Origin of the sequence: uncultured Buchnera sp. (assembly GCF_913776765.1) — a bacterium.
GTDB lineage: Bacteria > Pseudomonadota > Gammaproteobacteria > Enterobacterales > Enterobacteriaceae > Buchnera > Buchnera aphidicola_AO.
On record NZ_CAJYPO010000001.1, the window covers coordinates 328,749 to 345,641 of the forward strand.

At 24.2% G+C, this 16,893-nt stretch carries 17 protein-coding genes and 1 pseudogene; 1 reads left to right on the plus strand and 17 read right to left on the minus strand.

Annotated elements, in window-relative coordinates; translation table 11 throughout:
* Nucleotides 1–19: 19 nt before the first annotated feature.
* The 7 genes and pseudogenes from QZ401_RS01670 to rluC form a co-directional block, all read right to left on the minus strand.
* The gene (locus QZ401_RS01670) at nt 20–1,009 is read right to left on the minus strand and encodes a DNA polymerase III subunit delta' C-terminal domain-containing protein (protein ID WP_295164366.1); all 990 of its coding nucleotides are present in this window, start codon (nt 1,007–1,009) and stop codon (nt 20–22) included.
* Nucleotides 1,006–1,644, minus strand: coding sequence for a dTMP kinase (gene tmk, locus QZ401_RS01675; protein ID WP_295164868.1), 639 nt, complete (start codon nt 1,642–1,644; stop codon nt 1,006–1,008). The genes QZ401_RS01670 and tmk overlap by 4 nt, the downstream gene beginning before the upstream one ends.
* A 76-nt stretch (nt 1,645–1,720) precedes the next feature.
* Complete coding sequence (acpP, locus tag QZ401_RS01680; RefSeq protein ID WP_295164367.1) at nt 1,721–1,960, minus strand: acyl carrier protein; 240 nt, start codon at nt 1,958–1,960, stop codon at nt 1,721–1,723.
* 71 nt (nt 1,961–2,031) lie between these two features.
* A pseudogene (fabG, locus tag QZ401_RS01685) lies at nt 2,032–2,751 on the minus strand (3-oxoacyl-[acyl-carrier-protein] reductase); the annotation flags it as partial.
* A 3-nt stretch (nt 2,752–2,754) separates the two neighbouring features.
* On the minus strand, nt 2,755–3,705 hold the full coding sequence (gene fabD, locus QZ401_RS01690; protein WP_295164368.1) for an ACP S-malonyltransferase: 951 nt from the start codon (nt 3,703–3,705) through the stop codon (nt 2,755–2,757).
* Nucleotides 3,706–3,819: 114 nt separating this feature from the next.
* Nucleotides 3,820–3,984, minus strand: coding sequence for a 50S ribosomal protein L32 (rpmF, locus tag QZ401_RS01695; protein ID WP_295164370.1), 165 nt, complete (start codon nt 3,982–3,984; stop codon nt 3,820–3,822).
* A gap of 103 nt (nt 3,985–4,087) precedes the next feature.
* Entirely contained in the window at nt 4,088–5,032 is a 945-nt protein-coding gene (gene rluC, locus QZ401_RS01700) for a 23S rRNA pseudouridine(955/2504/2580) synthase RluC (protein WP_295164372.1), read from the minus strand.
* 309 nt (nt 5,033–5,341) lie between these two features.
* Between rluC and rne the strand changes: the two genes are divergently transcribed.
* Entirely contained in the window at nt 5,342–8,251 is a 2,910-nt protein-coding gene (gene rne / locus QZ401_RS01705) for a ribonuclease E (protein WP_295164375.1), read from the plus strand.
* 152 nt (nt 8,252–8,403) lie between these two features.
* On the opposite strand, the gene QZ401_RS01710 is transcribed toward rne, so the two are convergent.
* The 10 genes from QZ401_RS01710 to flgB all read right to left on the minus strand — a co-directional run bounded on the left by QZ401_RS01710 (nt 8,404) and on the right by flgB (nt 16,836).
* Entirely contained in the window at nt 8,404–10,038 is a 1,635-nt protein-coding gene (locus QZ401_RS01710) for a flagellar hook protein (RefSeq protein WP_295164376.1), read from the minus strand.
* A 28-nt stretch (nt 10,039–10,066) separates the two neighbouring features.
* The gene (locus QZ401_RS01715) at nt 10,067–10,381 is read right to left on the minus strand and encodes a rod-binding protein (RefSeq protein WP_295164377.1); all 315 of its coding nucleotides are present in this window, start codon (nt 10,379–10,381) and stop codon (nt 10,067–10,069) included.
* Complete coding sequence (locus QZ401_RS01720; protein WP_295164380.1) at nt 10,381–11,493, minus strand: flagellar basal body P-ring protein FlgI; 1,113 nt, start codon at nt 11,491–11,493, stop codon at nt 10,381–10,383. Before QZ401_RS01720 ends, QZ401_RS01715 begins: the two co-directional genes overlap by 1 nt.
* A 201-nt stretch (nt 11,494–11,694) precedes the next feature.
* Nucleotides 11,695–12,411: a flagellar basal body L-ring protein FlgH gene (locus tag QZ401_RS01725; protein WP_295164381.1), complete on the minus strand. Its 717-nt coding sequence runs from the start codon at nt 12,409–12,411 to the stop codon at nt 11,695–11,697.
* Nucleotides 12,412–12,487: 76 nt separating this feature from the next.
* Nucleotides 12,488–13,270, minus strand: coding sequence for a flagellar basal-body rod protein FlgG (gene flgG / locus QZ401_RS01730; protein WP_295164383.1), 783 nt, complete (start codon nt 13,268–13,270; stop codon nt 12,488–12,490).
* A gap of 17 nt (nt 13,271–13,287) precedes the next feature.
* Complete coding sequence (gene flgF, locus QZ401_RS01735; protein ID WP_295164385.1) at nt 13,288–14,037, minus strand: flagellar basal-body rod protein FlgF; 750 nt, start codon at nt 14,035–14,037, stop codon at nt 13,288–13,290.
* A 25-nt stretch (nt 14,038–14,062) separates the two neighbouring features.
* Entirely contained in the window at nt 14,063–15,292 is a 1,230-nt protein-coding gene (locus QZ401_RS01740) for a flagellar hook protein FlgE (protein ID WP_295164387.1), read from the minus strand.
* A gap of 55 nt (nt 15,293–15,347) precedes the next feature.
* Complete coding sequence (locus QZ401_RS01745) at nt 15,348–16,007, minus strand: flagellar hook assembly protein FlgD (protein WP_295164388.1); 660 nt, start codon at nt 16,005–16,007, stop codon at nt 15,348–15,350.
* Nucleotides 16,008–16,017: 10 nt separating this feature from the next.
* Nucleotides 16,018–16,428: a flagellar basal body rod protein FlgC gene (gene flgC / locus QZ401_RS01750; protein ID WP_295164389.1), complete on the minus strand. Its 411-nt coding sequence runs from the start codon at nt 16,426–16,428 to the stop codon at nt 16,018–16,020.
* A gap of 6 nt (nt 16,429–16,434) precedes the next feature.
* Nucleotides 16,435–16,836, minus strand: coding sequence for a flagellar basal body rod protein FlgB (gene flgB / locus QZ401_RS01755; RefSeq protein WP_295164391.1), 402 nt, complete (start codon nt 16,834–16,836; stop codon nt 16,435–16,437).
* Nucleotides 16,837–16,893: the final 57 nt, after the last annotated feature.

Consider the following 16,893-nt stretch of genomic DNA (forward strand, 5'->3'; position numbering starts at 1 on the left):
AATTTAAATGACGTAAAACTTAAGGTGCAACAATAAAACATAAAATTTTTTCCCATACAAGTAATTTTTCTAATAATAGTAATTCATTGTTAATACTAGATGTATTTAACAAAATAAATCGACATTTTATCCAATTTTGAATACTTTTATTTAAAATAACATTATTGTATTTTTCAGAAAAAAAATTAATTAGTTTTATTTGATCGCAGTTAGTTAATTTTTTTCTTTCATTGAAATTTATTTTTATAGCATCAAATAATAGTAAACATATCCAATCTATTTTAATTATAGTGTTTTTTTTACATAATATGGGCAATATTTTTAATAGGTTTTTATCTTTAATAGAATTTGATAAAGATTTATATAAATTCTTTCTTTCTTCCCATAGTTCTCCTTCAATAAAGTTTTGAGCACATATAGGGGAACCTTGATTAATACGTAATGACGTTATATTTGATCTGTTATTTTTTTTATTTTGATTTTTTAACCAATTTAAACTTTCTTTTTCTATAGGAGGAGACAATCTATATAAAAAACAACGACTTTTTAATGTAGAATGTAATTTTAAACAGCTATAATCTATCAGAAAAAACCAATTTTTTTCTGGTGGTTCTTCTAAGGTTTTTAATAATGCGTTTACTGCTGATTCTGTTAATTTATGAACATCTGGTAAAAAGATGATTTTGTTATTTCCTTGTTGTGCTCGTTTAAATACTTTTTCATTAATTATTCGAATTGATTGAACATCAAAGATATCATTTTTTTCATTAATTATATTGTGCCAATCTGGATGGTTTTTTGCAGACATTAACTTGCATCCATGGCAATTATTACAAAATTTTATCCCTGTTGGTTTTAGACATAACAACCATTTACTAATAAGCCAAATCAGTGTAGAAACTCCCATGCCTTTTTGGGTTCTTATTAAGATTGCATGATGTGCTTTTTTTTTTATATGTAGTCCAATAATTTCTTTATATGGTTTTGCTAACCAAGGATACCATTTCATACGATTTTTTTTTCAAGCCATTTTAAAATTTGGCTTTTAATGTTTTGAGTAACAATGTGAATGTCTAAATTGGCATTTATTTTTATTGTTTTTTTATCTAATTTTATATTTTTTAAATAGCTTTCTCTTGTTTTTTTAAAAAAATTTAAAGATCGATGTTCTATTCGATCTAATTTACTTCGTTTTAACGCTCTTTTTAAACCAATTTCAGGACAAACATCCAAATAAATAGTTAGATCAGGAATAAAGTCTTTTAAAAATAAATGTTTTAGCTGATTAATTAGTTTCTTTTTTATACCTAAACCACCACCTTGATAAGCTAAAGAAGATAAATCATGACGATCTGAAATGACCCAAATTCCCTTTTTTAATGCTGGTTGTATTATTTTTTTAACTAGTTGTATTCTTGCAGCATACATTAGTAATAATTCTGTTTCTTTTACGAAGTCTTCAATATAAAAGTTATTTTTTATTAGTTGTCTTATTTTTTCTGCAATTGGTGTACTTCCAGGTTGACGTACCAATATAACATTCTTTATATTACATTCTTTTAAAGTTTGTTGAATGCAAATGCTAGCATTTGTTTTTCCAGCACCTTCTAGTCCTTCAATCACAATAAATTTACTTTTTTTTATCATTGTTTTTTTAATTTATTTACGTGCGGTTTTAATTGTATGCTTTGGGGAAAAATATTAAATATACAATAAAAATTTATTTTTTATTTTGATTGTTAATATAATCAATAGATTTTTGTACTGTATTCATTTTTTCTGCATCTTCATCTGATATTTCAATATTAAATTCTTCTTCTAAAGCCATAATTAATTCTACTGTATCTAACGAATCAGCACCAAGATCGTCTAAAAAAGATGAATTATTAAGTATTTTTTCTACTTTAACATCTAGTATTTTTGAAATTATTTTTTTTATTCTTTTTTCGATGTCGTTCATTTTAAATATCTCATTTTTTTAAATTGTTGTCATTTTATCACAAAAAAACAGATTTTTTAGATATAAAAAAATTATGTCATGTACATACCACCGTTAACATGAAGTGTGTGTCCGGTTATATATGATGCTTTTTCAGAAGAGAGAAATATTACTGCATCAGCTATTTCTTCTACTGTTCCTATTCTTTTCATAGGAATTTTAGACAAATGTTTTTTATATTGAAAAACATTTAAACTTTTTGTAAGATTAGTTTTAATAAATCCCGGAGCAACAATATTAACGGTAATACCTTTTGATGCCACTTCTAGTGCCAGCGATTTATGAAATCCAATAAGTCCTGATTTTGAAGCACTATAATTTACCTGACCTTCATTTCCAACGTAACCAATTACAGAGCCAATTGTAATAATGCGTCCATATTTATTTTTAATCATTGAACGAATAACAGATTTTGACATATAAAATATTGATGTTAAATTAATTTTTATTACATTTTCCCATTCTTTATTATTCATATAAACTAATAAATTATCTAATTTAATTCCAGCATTGTTAATCAGTATATCAATAGAATATTTTTTTTTGTAAATTTCTTTCATTTTTTCTAAAATTGAGTCAGTGTCTTTTAAGTCTAAAACAAAACCGAATCCATTTTTTTTTAAATATCTATCAATTACTTTAACTCCACTTAGAGTTGTGGATGTTCCAATCACTTGTATTCCCTTTTGTGATAGTTTTATAGCAATTTCTTTCCCAATACCTTGGTTTGCACCTGTTACTAATGCAGTTTTTTTTTAATTTTCATGATTTTTTTTATGAATTTTTTTAAATGCGATTAAAAAATTTTTTAAATTGTTTGTATTGAACATGGTTACATTTTCATTTTTTTTTATTAAATTACTTAAAATTTTATTTGGTCCTATTTCTAACATTGTAAAAATTTTTTTTGATTTTATTAAATCGATTATTTCTTTCCATCTTACAGTACTGTAAAATTGTCTTACTAATGCTTTTTTAATCTTTTTTTCATTGTTTTCACATATTACGTCTACATTGTTAATAACTGGTATTGTTGGAGATTTTATTTTAATAGATTGCAAGACGTATTGAATTTTTTCTGAAACGGGTTTCATTAAACTACTGTGTATAGGTGTGTTAATATTTAATTTTACTACATATTTAGCTCCTTTTTGTTTACAATTTAAACCGACTTTATGTACTGTCGATTTATGGCCTGAAATAATAATTTGATTATCAGAATTTATACTTGCTATAGAAACAACTTTTGGCGAATATTGTAAACATATATTTTCAATAATTGTTTTATCTAAACCAATAATTGCTTGAACTAGAGATGGTTGATTAATAATAGTTTTTTGCATCAATTTACTTCTTAATTTAACTATTTTTAATGCATCAGAAAATTTTATTGCATTAGCACAGACTAATGCTGAATATTCCCCTAAACTGTGTCCTGACATAAATGCTGGATATCGACCATTTTTTTCTTTCCAAAATTGATAAATAGCAATTGATGAAGTTAATATTGCTGACTGTATATATTTATAATTATCGCTTTTTTTTGTTTCTTTATTTTGTATTAACTTTAATAAGTTATAATTAATATATTCTGATGCTTCATCAAATATTTTTTTAAAAATGTTGTTTTTTTTTTGAAAAAAAGAAGACAACATATTTATATATTGAGAGCCTTGACCTGGAAATAGCATGGCAAATGAGTTCATTAAACTTATCCTTTTTACTGAAGAAAATATTTTTAAGGATATAAATTTTTTTTTGCAATAAATATATTTGATGAAATGGTACTTTTTTTTAAAAAAGTACCGTATTTTTATTTTTTAAATTACTTTTTTTCCTCTATAGTATCCTTTGGCAGTAATATGATGTCGAACATGCGTTTCCCCAGAAAATTTATCTTTAGATAATGTCATTTCTTTCAAAGAGTCATGAGAACGTCTCATTCCTCTTTTAGATCGAGTTGGTTTGCTTTTTTGAACAGCCATGTTTTTTTCTCTATATAATTTTATATAAAATGAGTATTTTTTGTATAAAATTTTAGTAAAAATAAATTTTATTGTATAATATTATCTTAAAGTCTTACAGTTGCTATACAAGAGTGTTTAAATAATTTTTAAAATGTACATCTAATGGTGCCATAATATGCATTTTTTTTCCACTTTCAGGGTGTAAAAAATTAATTGAAGTAGCATGTAGTAAAAGTCTATTAATTTTTGTTTTGTTTTTTATATTAGAATCTAAATTGCGTTTTCCATAACGTTTGTCAAATAATATTGGATGACCTGCATGTAATGTATGTACTCGAATTTGATGAGTTCGACCTGTTTTAGGTGTAATAGAAACTAAAGTTGTGAATAAATATTGTTTTTTTATTCTAAAATATGTTTCTGAAGGTTTTCCTTTTTTGTTAATCGAAACTTTTTTTTGTTTGTTTTTTAAGTGAGTTGTTAACAAAGGTTCAGATATCTTTCTTAAAGAAATAGGCCATAGACCATGTACTAATGCTATATATTTTTTCTGTATTTTTTTTTCTCTCATTTGTTTATGTAGTGATACAAGAGATTTTCTTTTTTTTGCTAGCATTAGAATACCAGATGTATCTCGATCAATACGATGTACGAGTTCAAGAGATTTCTCTAATGGTCGAAGTTTTCGAAAACATTCTATAACTCCCAAGTTTATACCGCTTCCACCATGTACTGCAATACCAGAAGGTTTATTTATTATTAATAAATGATTATCTTCGTATAGAATATTATTCAATAAACTTTTTTCATATTTAGTTGCAAAAATGCTATTTTTTTCTTTGTATATTATTTTTATTGGTGGAATTCTTAGCTTATCTCCAATTTTTAATTTGTAATGTGGTTTGATTCTTTTCTTATTAATTCGGATCTTTCCTGTTCTTATAATACGATAAATCATGCTTTTTGGTACTTTTTTAAATTTTTTTTGCAAAAAATTATCTATACGTTGATTTATCATATCTTCATTAATATATATAATAGATACAGCTGTCGTTTTATATGTCATTAAAAAAATCTCTATAAATTAAGTAATTTTTTTAATTTTTATTGATTATAATATAATTAAATATATAAATATATTAGTATAAATAATTAAATATTTATAATAATAAATTTATAGAAAAAAATAACTTTTTTGATTTTTTAAAGATTTTTTTTATTTTTAAATTATTTCAATACTATTTTAAAACAACTTATTTTTATATATATTTTAAATAAATATCAGAATTAAATATTAAAAAATTAATTTTTTAAAAGTATATATTTCCTGTTGATGTATTTACTTATTTATAAAAATAAGAGAGAAAACGTTATAATGAAAAGAATGTTAATTAATGCAACTCAGCAGGAAGAGTTACGTGTAGCTCTTGTTGATGGTCAGCGTTTATATGATCTTGATATAGAAAGTTCTGGATCAGAACAAAAAAAATCAAATATATATAAGGGGAAAATTACTCGAATTGAACCTAGCTTAGAAGCTGTTTTTATAGATTATGGCGTGGAAAAACATGGTTTTTTACCATTAAAAGAAATTTCTAAAAATTATTTTCCAGAAAACTATAATTATGATATGCGCGTCAATATCAAAGATATTTTACGAGAAGGTCAAGAACTTATTGTTCAAATAGATAAAGAAGAAAGAGGAACGAAAGGTGCTGCATTAACTACTTTTATTACCTTAGCAGGAAGTTATTTAGTTTTAATGCCTAATAATCCTAAAATTGCTGGAATATCAAGACGGGTTGAGGGAAGTGATAGAATAGAATTGAAAGAATTACTATCATCTTTAAAAATACCTGAAAAAATGGGTTTAATAATAAGAACAGCTGGTGTGGGAAAATCTATAAAGTCGTTACAATGGGATTTATCTCTTAGATTAAAACATTGGGATGCTATTAAAAAAGCTTCAAAAAGAAAATCTGCACCATTCTTAATCCATCAAGAAAGTAATGTCATTGTTCGTGCTTTTAGAGATTATTTACGTCAAGATATTGGTGAAATTTTGATCGATAATCCAGAGACATTAGATATTGCTCGTGAACATATTACAGCTTTAGGACGTCCAGACTTTATTAATAAAATCAAATTATATACTGGAGAAATACCACTTTTTAGTTACTATCAAATTGAATCTCAAATAGATTCTGCTTTTCAAAGAAAAGTAAGACTACCTTCTGGTGGATCAATTATGTTTGATACTACAGAAGCGTTAACAGCTATTGATATTAATTCTGCTCGTTCTACTCGTGGAGCAGATATTGAAACAACAGCATTTAACACCAATTTAGAAGCAGTAGAAGAGATTTCTCGTCAATTAAGACTACGTGATTTAGGTGGTTTAATAGTTATTGATTTTATAGATATGACAGCTATAAGTCATCAAAAAACTATTGAAAATAAATTACGTCAAATTGTTCGTGAAGATAGAGCACGTGTTCAAATTGGCAATATTTCTAGATTTGGTCTTTTAGAGATGTCTAGACAAAGGTTAAGTTCATCTTTAGGTGAATCTAGCCATCATATTTGTCCTAGATGTACAGGTACAGGTACAATAAGAGATAACGAATCTTTATCTTTATCTATTTTGCGTTTAATTGAAGAAGAAGCTCTTAAAGAAAATACATATGAAGTGCATGCAATTGTACCAATAGAAATTGCTTGCTATTTATTAAATGAAAAAAGAGAAGCTGTCTATGCAATTGAAAAGCGTCAAGCGGGTGGTAAAACTATTATTGTTCCTAATAAAAATATGAAAACCCCGCATTATCTCGTATCTAGAATAAGGAAAGGTGAACAAATACGCTCTATGAGTTATTCTCTTTCTCATATCAGAAAGAATAAAATATTAAATAATATTAAAAAAGAAATTGTAGAGAAAAAAATTAAATCAAATCCAATTTTAACAGATATTTCTTTATCTAATTGTTCATTTGATAAAAAAAATATAGAAAAAGAAAGGATTTCAAGAAAAAAAAATAATAATAATTTTATTATTAATGCATTATTAAATAATAAAAACCCTTTTTTTAAATTTATGACTTGGATAAAAAATTCTTTTCTAAAAAAACATGTTTTTATTAAAAATGAGATTTTTAAACGAAATGTTTTTCAAAATAAAAAAAACATTCTTTTTAACAAAAAAGAAAATTTTAATACCATAAAAAAAATTAGTAAAAAAGATAAAACCGCATCTTCTATTGATAATGATAAAAAAAAGAAACTACTTGATGAAATTAAAAAAAATAATTACAATCAAAATTGTAATTTTTTTAATAAAAAAACTAAATCTACATCTTTAAAAAATACTAATTATAAAAATAATAGTATTCATTTTGAATTAAAAAATTTAAATATTTTAGAAAAAAATTATTTTTATATTTTTAATAAATATAATCTTTTGTATACAAACAGTTATATTAGAAATAAATTTAAAGATTCTTTACTTTTTCAAAGTAAAAAAAATATAGATTGCTATAAAATTTTTCAAAAAAGTTTAGAAAATGATGTATTTTTTAAAAAAAAATTATTAAATAATAGTATTATTTTTAATAGTTATTATCCTAATAATGTTACAGTTAATATTAGTTCTATAATTTCAAAAAAATATAATAATTCTCAATTTTACAATTTTTTTCCTGTTGAAAATTTAGTTTTAACAAATCCTCATACTATTTTTTTATTAGAATTAGTGTTAGGAACATCGTTAAAAAAACATTCTTTTTTTAAGGAAAATCAGGTAAAAAAATGTCAAAAAATCAATAATTATAAAAAATCAAATTTATCTTCCATTTATAAAACAAATAATTTTATTAAAAATTTAATTTTATGGCCAAAACCATTTAAAAATAAAGAAATTAAAATCAATCAGTTTTGTAAAAAAAATAAAATAACTACAAAGTCATATTTTATTAAAACATGTTTTAAATATAAAACTTTTACTCAAAATACTACAAAATTAAAAGTAAAATTGATATCTAAAAAAAACAATTTTTTAGTTTCAAATGAAAAAAAAGTTTTTTTAAATCAAAATTTAAAAAAAGAAAATACAAAAAATAATTCAAGTGCACCAATAACAAAAATTTTTAGTGATGTATCTTTAAGTAAAAATCAAAAAATTATGAAATCTTCAAATTTTTCAAAAAAATTAAATAAAAAATTAAAAAAACCAGCTGGAGCACATTCTGCTACAAATTTTTCTACTTCTCCTGTTAAAAAATTCGAATAAAATTATTTATCAAACATAAAATTTTTTTTAAATAAAAAAATATTAAAAAAAATGAAATCTATTATTTATTAATGATATAATTTTTATGAAAAATAAAAACTTACTTAAAAAGTAAGTTTTTATTTTTTATAAAACATTATTTAATTGTGCAATTAACTATAACAATCAACAATTTCATTAAAAATTGTTTCAGCCATTTTTAAAATTTTAACGTTTGCAAGATAACATTTTTGTTCATAACTTAATTTTTGATAATTTTCATGAATATCATCAGATTCTGATATTTTTTTGTTTTTTAATATTTCAATCATGTTTCGTTTAAAAGGAACTTTTTCTTCAAGATCATTACATTTATAGGATATAGATTTTAAAAATTTCCGATAAGAATCGTATAACGTTTCGTTTTTATTAACTATTTTTTCTTGGTTTAAATGATGTATTTTAATTGCATTGTTTTTATTTTTTTGACTTAAATCATTTGATGAAGATATTGAAAATAAATCATTTTTAACAATTAATAATTCTAGCTGATTTAAAGTTTTAGAATATGGTTTAATCATATAAATATTACCTTCAGCATTATCTCCTTCAATTTTGAATTCAATTCCATCAAAAGTAATATATGTGTTATTATCTAGTTGATATATATCTGCTTCAACCGTTGAACGATCTCGTAATCTTGTAACTGTCCAATGATTGTTTTTTAAAAAGACTACATAGTTAGTATCTTGTGCATCACTAGTAGAAACCCATTTTATAGATGTAGGAAGATACGATTGATTTGTCGAACTAGATATAATTTCTGGATCGCTGATGCTAAAAACTTGTTTTCCAAGATTTCCAAGAATATCGTATCCCAATGTATGACATTCATTGATACTATCAGCGAAATTTATAGTTAATTGTCCAATTTTATTTCTTGCATTTTGTAAATCTTCTCTACGAAACATGAGAAGAGCCCCTAAAGAAGAACTTGGAATCATATGTTCCATTTTTTTTAATGTTTTTTCATTTTCGTCCCAATATCCTACGCTTATATACTTATCATCAGTACTAGAAGTTAATGCGATTAAATTTTGTTTGTTATGATCATCTATAATGCACATACCATTATTTAGGCATACTTTAAAAGTATTGTTTTCTTTAACTACTTTTACTCCTATTATATCATTTAATTCATCTATTAATTGATCGCGTCTATCTATAAAACTATCTACTCTATTAGGTAACTGAACAGTAGGAAAAAATTTAATATCAATGTTAGTATCATAGATTTTATTAATTAAAATATTTGCTTTTTTTATTTTTTCTGTTATTGATTCTTTAACATCTTTTTCTAAAAAACTTAATTTTTCATCGAAATTTTTTAATTCACTAATAATTTTTTTTAAATTATTTTCTATGTTTTCATTAAATCTATTACCATTGTTATTAACAACATCATTTTCTATAGAAGAATACAATTGATTTATCAAAAGAGTAAAAATATTTGATTTTTCGCCAAATAAGTCTTCTAATTTTAAATATTCTTCTATTTTTGTTTGTTCGTCTTGTACTCTTTCACTAATTTTTCGTTTTTCTTCTTTAATAAAATCGTTGTAGTCATCATATACTTTTTTTATTCGCACTCCTGCGTTAAAATTAGATTCATCTGCAGTGTTTTCTACAAAAATATTTTGTTGTATTTCGTCTTTGTGTTTTGGATTGATAATTTTATTAGCAGTATTGTTAATTAATATCTTTATTGCATTTATTCCAGTAACAGTAGAAGTTAATATAGAACTCATTTGGCTTCCCTTTTTATGAAAAATATCATTATTTATGTGATTTTTTTTGTTGAATTTGTTGTAAAATAATTTTTGTCAATCCTATACCCTTACTAGTCATTTCTTTTGAAATTTGTTGATCATAAACTTCTGTATAAAGACGACTTTGATTACTATCTAATAAATTATCTTGTGTTAAAGAATTTCTCATACTTTTTAATAGTATCTGAATAAAAAGACTTTCTACCTCTCTTGCTATCTCTAATTGATATTTTTTAGGATTATTTTTTACTTGATATTTTAAATCATTAACAAATTTTGCTCTATAATTTGTTATATTGAATAAAGATAAATCACTTTTCATTAAACAATTTCCAATTTAGCATGAAGACACCCAGCATTTTTCATTAATTGTAGAATAGATATTAATTCGTCAGGTTTAGTTCCTAAAGAATTTAAAACTCGAACAATATTATTCAAACTTTTATTTTTAAAAGAATTATTATTAATGTAATTGCTATTAGTTATATTTTCTAAAAAACTTTCTTTTTTGTTTTTTATTAAGGTATTCAAAAAATTTGAATTAATGTTTTGCTCTTCTTTTTTTTCTATTAATATAGATAAATCACCATGAGAAACAATGCATGTTCCTAATTTTACTTCTTGATTAATAACAATGGATCCAGTACGAGGATTAACTATAACTTTAGCTTCTTGAGATGGCATAGAAATATCTATATTCTGAATATTAGAAAGCATATGAACTTGTATCGTATTATTAGCATACGTATTTAATTGTACTGTTTTAGAATTTAAAGCTGTTGCTGTATCTGGATATTTTATATTAATCATATCACTTATTTTTTGTGCTATGCTAAAATCTTCTTCATTTAATTGTAGATTAATTATTTTATTTTTTCCAAAATCAGTATTTATTTCTCTTTCAATTGTTGCACCATGATTAATTCTTCCTGAATTTACTTGTTTTGAAAAAATAGAATTATTTTTTTTTTGAGAATTATTTTTTTCAGATACTAATATATTTCCTTGAGCAATAGCATAAATTTGATTATCGGTACCTTTTAGAGGAGTCATTAACAATGTCCCTCCCTTAAGGCTTTTTGCATCACCCATTGATGATACTACTACGTCTATTTGTTCTCCTGTATGGCTAAATGGAGGTAAGTTTGCTGTAACTATAACTGCAGCTACATTTTTTAAATGCATTTTGGTATCAGGAGGTATAGTTACACCTAATTGAGATAGCATATTATGTAATGATTGATTGGTAAATGGAGCTTGTGTTGATTGATCACCTGTTCCATCTAAACCTACTATTAAACCGTAACCAATTAATTGATTATCTCTTATACCTTCAACACTTGTTAGATCACGTATTTTTTCAGCATATGTAAAAGAACATAAACTTATTAAAATACAAATAATAAATTTTAATAACGATATTGTCTTAGACATAAAATACCTTATATGCATTTACTTTATTAATTCTATTTTTACATCTATTATATATAAACATCTATTATATATAAAATATATCTTCTACAATAAATGTTTTTATTAATAAATTTTATTTTTTTAGTTTTTTTACTCATAAAGGATTAAGATAATCCCTTATGAGTTTTATTTAAAAAAGTTTATTTTTAAACGTTTTTGTAATTAAACAGGTGAAATTTTTAACAAAAATCGCTGCAACCACCCCATTTTCTGAATATCGTTAATACGATTATTACTTACATATTCAATACGTGTATCAGCAACTTGCGTAGAAGCGACTAAATTATTTTTATTTATATCATTAGGATTAATTACACCTGAAAAACGAATAAATTCTCTACCCTGATTAATAGCAACTTGTTTTTCACCAATTACTTTTAAATTTCCGTTCGGAAGAACGTTCTGAACAGTAACAGTAATAAGACCAGTAAACGTATTTTTAGCTGAATTACTCCCCTTTCCTGAAAAATCATTTTTTCCTATACTATCTATTCCTGTTTTGTTATCATTAATATTAAATCCTAATACAGGATTTAATTTTCCTGGTGTTACTGTTACACCTACATTTGCTGTTCCATCACGAGTTAAATTTGAAGAAGAACTATTGCTAGCACTTATATTTTCCTGTAATACAACAGTTATTATATCTCCTACATTATGAGATCTATGATCTTCAAAAAGTGGTTGATATCCATAATTTATAGGTATTTTTTCTTGAAACAAAGAACCATTTTTAATTTTAGGTATTACATTAGGTGCTACAGCAGTTGTAATACCACCAACTAAAGGATTATTTTCAACAGAAGCACAACTTTGAATCATTATTATAAAAAAAGCAGTTAAATAATATTTAATTTTATAACTAAATAATTTTACCACGGAAAAACAATCCTTAATTAAAACAGGTTAAAATATATATTTTAAAATTCATTGTATTGATAATAAAGATCGATTTTTATAGTTGAGATAATTTTTGTAACATTTGATCTGAAGTATTTATAGATTTACTATTAATTTCATATGCACGTTGCGTTTGAATCATATTTACTAGTTCTTCAGCAACGTTAACATTAGAAGTTTCAACATATCCTTGATATAACAAACCTGTACCATTTAAACCAGGTGTGGTATCGATAGGACTTCCAGATGCTTGTGTTTCTTGATATAAATTTTCCCCTAAGCTTTCTAATCCAGAATGATTGACAAAATTAACTAAGTTTAATTGACCAATAGAAATTGGTTGCGTTTGCCCTTGTATAGTTACACTAACAATACCATCTCTTGCTATATTAATATTTATTGAATTAGGTGGAATGTTAATTTCAGGAATGATAGGAAAACCACTATTAGTTACTAATTGACCATTTTGATCTAATTGAAAGGATCCATCTCTAGTATACGCCATATTACCATCTGGTAGTTGTACTTGAAAAAATCCAGGTCCATTAATAGCCACGTCTTTTGAAGAGTCGGTTTTAGAAAGATTTCCTTGACTATAAATTTTTTCGGTTGCTACTGGTCTGACTCCTGTACCTAATTGTAATCCGGACGGTAAAGTAGTATCAATTGATGAATTTGTTCCTGCTTGTCGCATTGTTTGATACATCAAATCTTCAAATACTGCTCTAGAACGTTTAAATCCGTTTGTACTTACATTTGCTAAATTATTAGAAATAACATTCATATTTATTTGTTGAGCATCAAGACCTGTTTTAGAAATCCATAAAGAAGGAATCATTTTTTTATCCTTTGAACTTAATTGTTAATATTAAATAATTGATTTGCATATTCTGTATTTTGATCACACACGGATATAATTTTCATATTCATCTCAAATTGTCTAGCATTTGAAATCATATCAATCATATTTTTTGTTGGATTCACATTACTTGCTTCCAACATTTCTGGTTGTATGCGTACACTGCCATCATGAAGAACATTTTTATATTGATTTAAATTATCTTTTTTAAGATAAAACAAACCATTTTCTTTTTGTACAAGATTATTATTTGGTAGTCGTACTAATTTTAATGAACCTATTGTTGATTCGATAATACTATCTTTAGTTTTCTTGACCTTTTTAATTATACCATTAGATGAAATTTTTAAATTTATATCATTTGGTATTTTTATGTTTCCATTATTTCCTATCACTTCATAATTTTGAACAGTGAGTTTTCCTTCTTGATTTATTTTCATATGACCATTTTTTGTATATGCTTCTTGACCATTTATATCTTTTATCGCTAGCCAACCATTATCTTTAACAACTAAATCTAACTTTCTTTGAGTATGAATTAAAGTTCCGGGATATAAATTATAATATTCTTTTACATTTTGATTATATGTTTTATATAAATTTTGAACGTTTTTATCTTTTATAAAAAGATTAAATGATTCTTTAAAACCTACTGTAGATATATTTGCTAAATTATTTGCAATAACTGCTTGTTTATCTAATAATTTAATAGCAGCATTCATAGATTCATATATTGCTTTTTCCATTAGATTATCCAATTTGATTGTAAAATTATTTTAAATTAACTAATGTATTGATTATTTTGTCTTCTGTTTTAAAAGCTTGAGCACTAGATTGATAATTACGTTGTGCAACAATCATATTAATCAGTTCTTTATTTAAATCAACGTTTGATGCTTCTAAAGATTTTGTGTATAACACACCAAAACCCTGGTCTCCAGCTGCTCCGATTTTTTCCTTTCCCGCTTCATTTGTTGCTGACCAAATGCTACCACTTTCAGGTTTTAATTTTTCTGGATTGATAAATTTTGATAAAAATATTTGCCCTATTTTTTGCTCTTGTTCGTTTGTATATTGTCCAATAATTTCACCATTATTTAAAATTTCAAAATGTTTTAAAGAACCTTCTGAATATCCATTTTGAGATAATTCTATTGAAGCAGTATCGGTTTCTGATTTTTTAAGAGCGCATTCTATATTTAACGTGATTTCATCTAAAACAAGATTTTTAGAATTTTTTGATTTAATCCGCAAAGAAGAGTCAGATATCAATTTACCTTCAGAATCAAATTTTAAAATAAAATTATTATTGATGATTTCATCAACTGGAATTTTTTTATCACTTAATTTTATATTTAGGTTCCATTGACTATCATCAATTTTATTAAAAGAGATATTTAATTCTTGAGGATTTTTATTTTTATCATAAATAGTAATATTATGTATTTCTGTATTAGAAATATCATCATTAGTTCCAGTTATACTATTTGTAGAACCAATATCTTTTATTAAATTAGCTTTTAATTTAATTTGATTTGTTGCTTTTGCTCTTAATAAATCAGATTTTCTTAAATTAATAGGTTCGAGATTAGATACATTATTTAAATCATTTTTTAAATCAAATTGATTTTGTCCAGTTAAGTACATCCCCTGTGCATTAACAATATTTTTATTTTTATCAAGTAAAAAATGACCATTTCTTGTATAATGTACATAACCTTTAGAATCTAAAACTCGAAAAAAACCATCTCTTACAATACCTAAATCTAAATCTCTATCTGTTTGAACCAATACTCCATCACTGAAATTTTGAACTAAATTCGAAATTCCAGCACCAGATTTAGTTATTTGATTAGAATAAAATGAATGAGAAACTATATCAAAAAATGAAGGAGTACTAGATTTAAATCCAATAGTAGAAGCATTTGCTATATTATTCGAGACAATATCTATATAATCATTATTAATCATTAATCCATTGATAGCTTCTATAATTGACATATAATTTGTTCCTTAATAATTTTATATATAAAATTTTTGTCAAATTGAATTATCTTTATTTAAGAATTTTACGAATCTTTGATAATGTTGTAGTGCCCATTGCTCCTAAATCAATAATTGGATCGATTGAGGAAGTAATAATACTATTTACTAAAGCTTCGCTTAAAACTTGTACAGGAACTTCTTTGTTCTTGTTTTTAGCTACAACAGTGACATTATATTTTGCAGTTTTCATTTCTTCTCTGTCTAAATTTTTACCGTCCCATATAAAACCATATATACCAGATTTTAAGTTTTCCATTTCTTTAACGTATATAATTTGTCCTTTATCATCTGTTATTTTTATGTTCACCTTTGTTGTGTCATTAATCAATTCCATTCCAAACTTTGTTTCGATACCTTCGGTATGTACAATTTGAGAACTAGGTATCATTACATGATGTCCAATTAATGCAGAGACTTGTATATTTTGGCTTTGATTAATTTTATTAGAAAATTTTCCAACAGTATTATTTAATTTTTCAATTCCAGTTGCTGTGTTAATTTGAGCTAATTGTGATGTTAATTCAGTGTTTTTGATAGGATCTGTAGGATCTTGATTTTTAATTTGTGCCATTAATAAACTTAAAAAGTTTTTTTGTAAATCTAGTGCATTAGAATTATTATTTTCAATAATATTGTTATTGATGGAAGAATTAATATTTACAGTATTCATTTCTTCTTCCTTATTCTCCAATTGATAATGTTTTCATTATCATAGATTTTGCAGTTTTTACTACTTCTATATTAGCTTGATAACTTCTCGAAGCTGAAATATGATTTATTGTTTCTGTAACTGGATTTACATTAGTTTGTAAAACATATCCTTTTTTATTAGATAGGGGATTATTTGGATCATATATTAATTTTATTGGATTAGGATCATTTACTATAGAAAAAACTTTTACTCCACCAATTAAAGAATTTTTTAATGGATCTAATTTAAAAATAACTTTTTTTGCAATATATGGATAAAATTTTCCATCTTTGCATACTATACTTTCTGCATTAGCTAAATTACTAGCAATAACATTTATTTTTTTTGACTGAGCAGTCATGGCTGAACCAGCGATATTAAGTATATTTAATAAAGACATAATTTTTTATCCTTTTAATACATTCATTATATTTTTAATTTCATTTTTTATAAAAACTAAATTTTCTTCATATTTCAAAGTATTTTTTATAAATTCGATTCTTTCTCGATTCATGTCTACTGTATTGCCGTTTGATGAGATTTCTTTATTTAATATAGGTTTAATTTCAAATGTAAAAAAATTATTTTTTTTTGGATTTAAATGATGTGATGAGGTTTTTTTTAATGTAATACCAGAATTATTTTTTTTAATTATTTTTTTAATTTCATCTTTGAAACTGATATCTATTGATTTATAGTTTGGTGTATCTGCATTTGCTATGTTTGATGATAAAATTTCTTCTCTTTTAGCATAAAAATTTAATAAATTTTGATTAAAATCAAGTATTTTATTTATTTTATTAAACATTTTCTATTCCTAATATTTTTATGAAAGATATAATGTTATTTGTTTTTGATAAAGAAA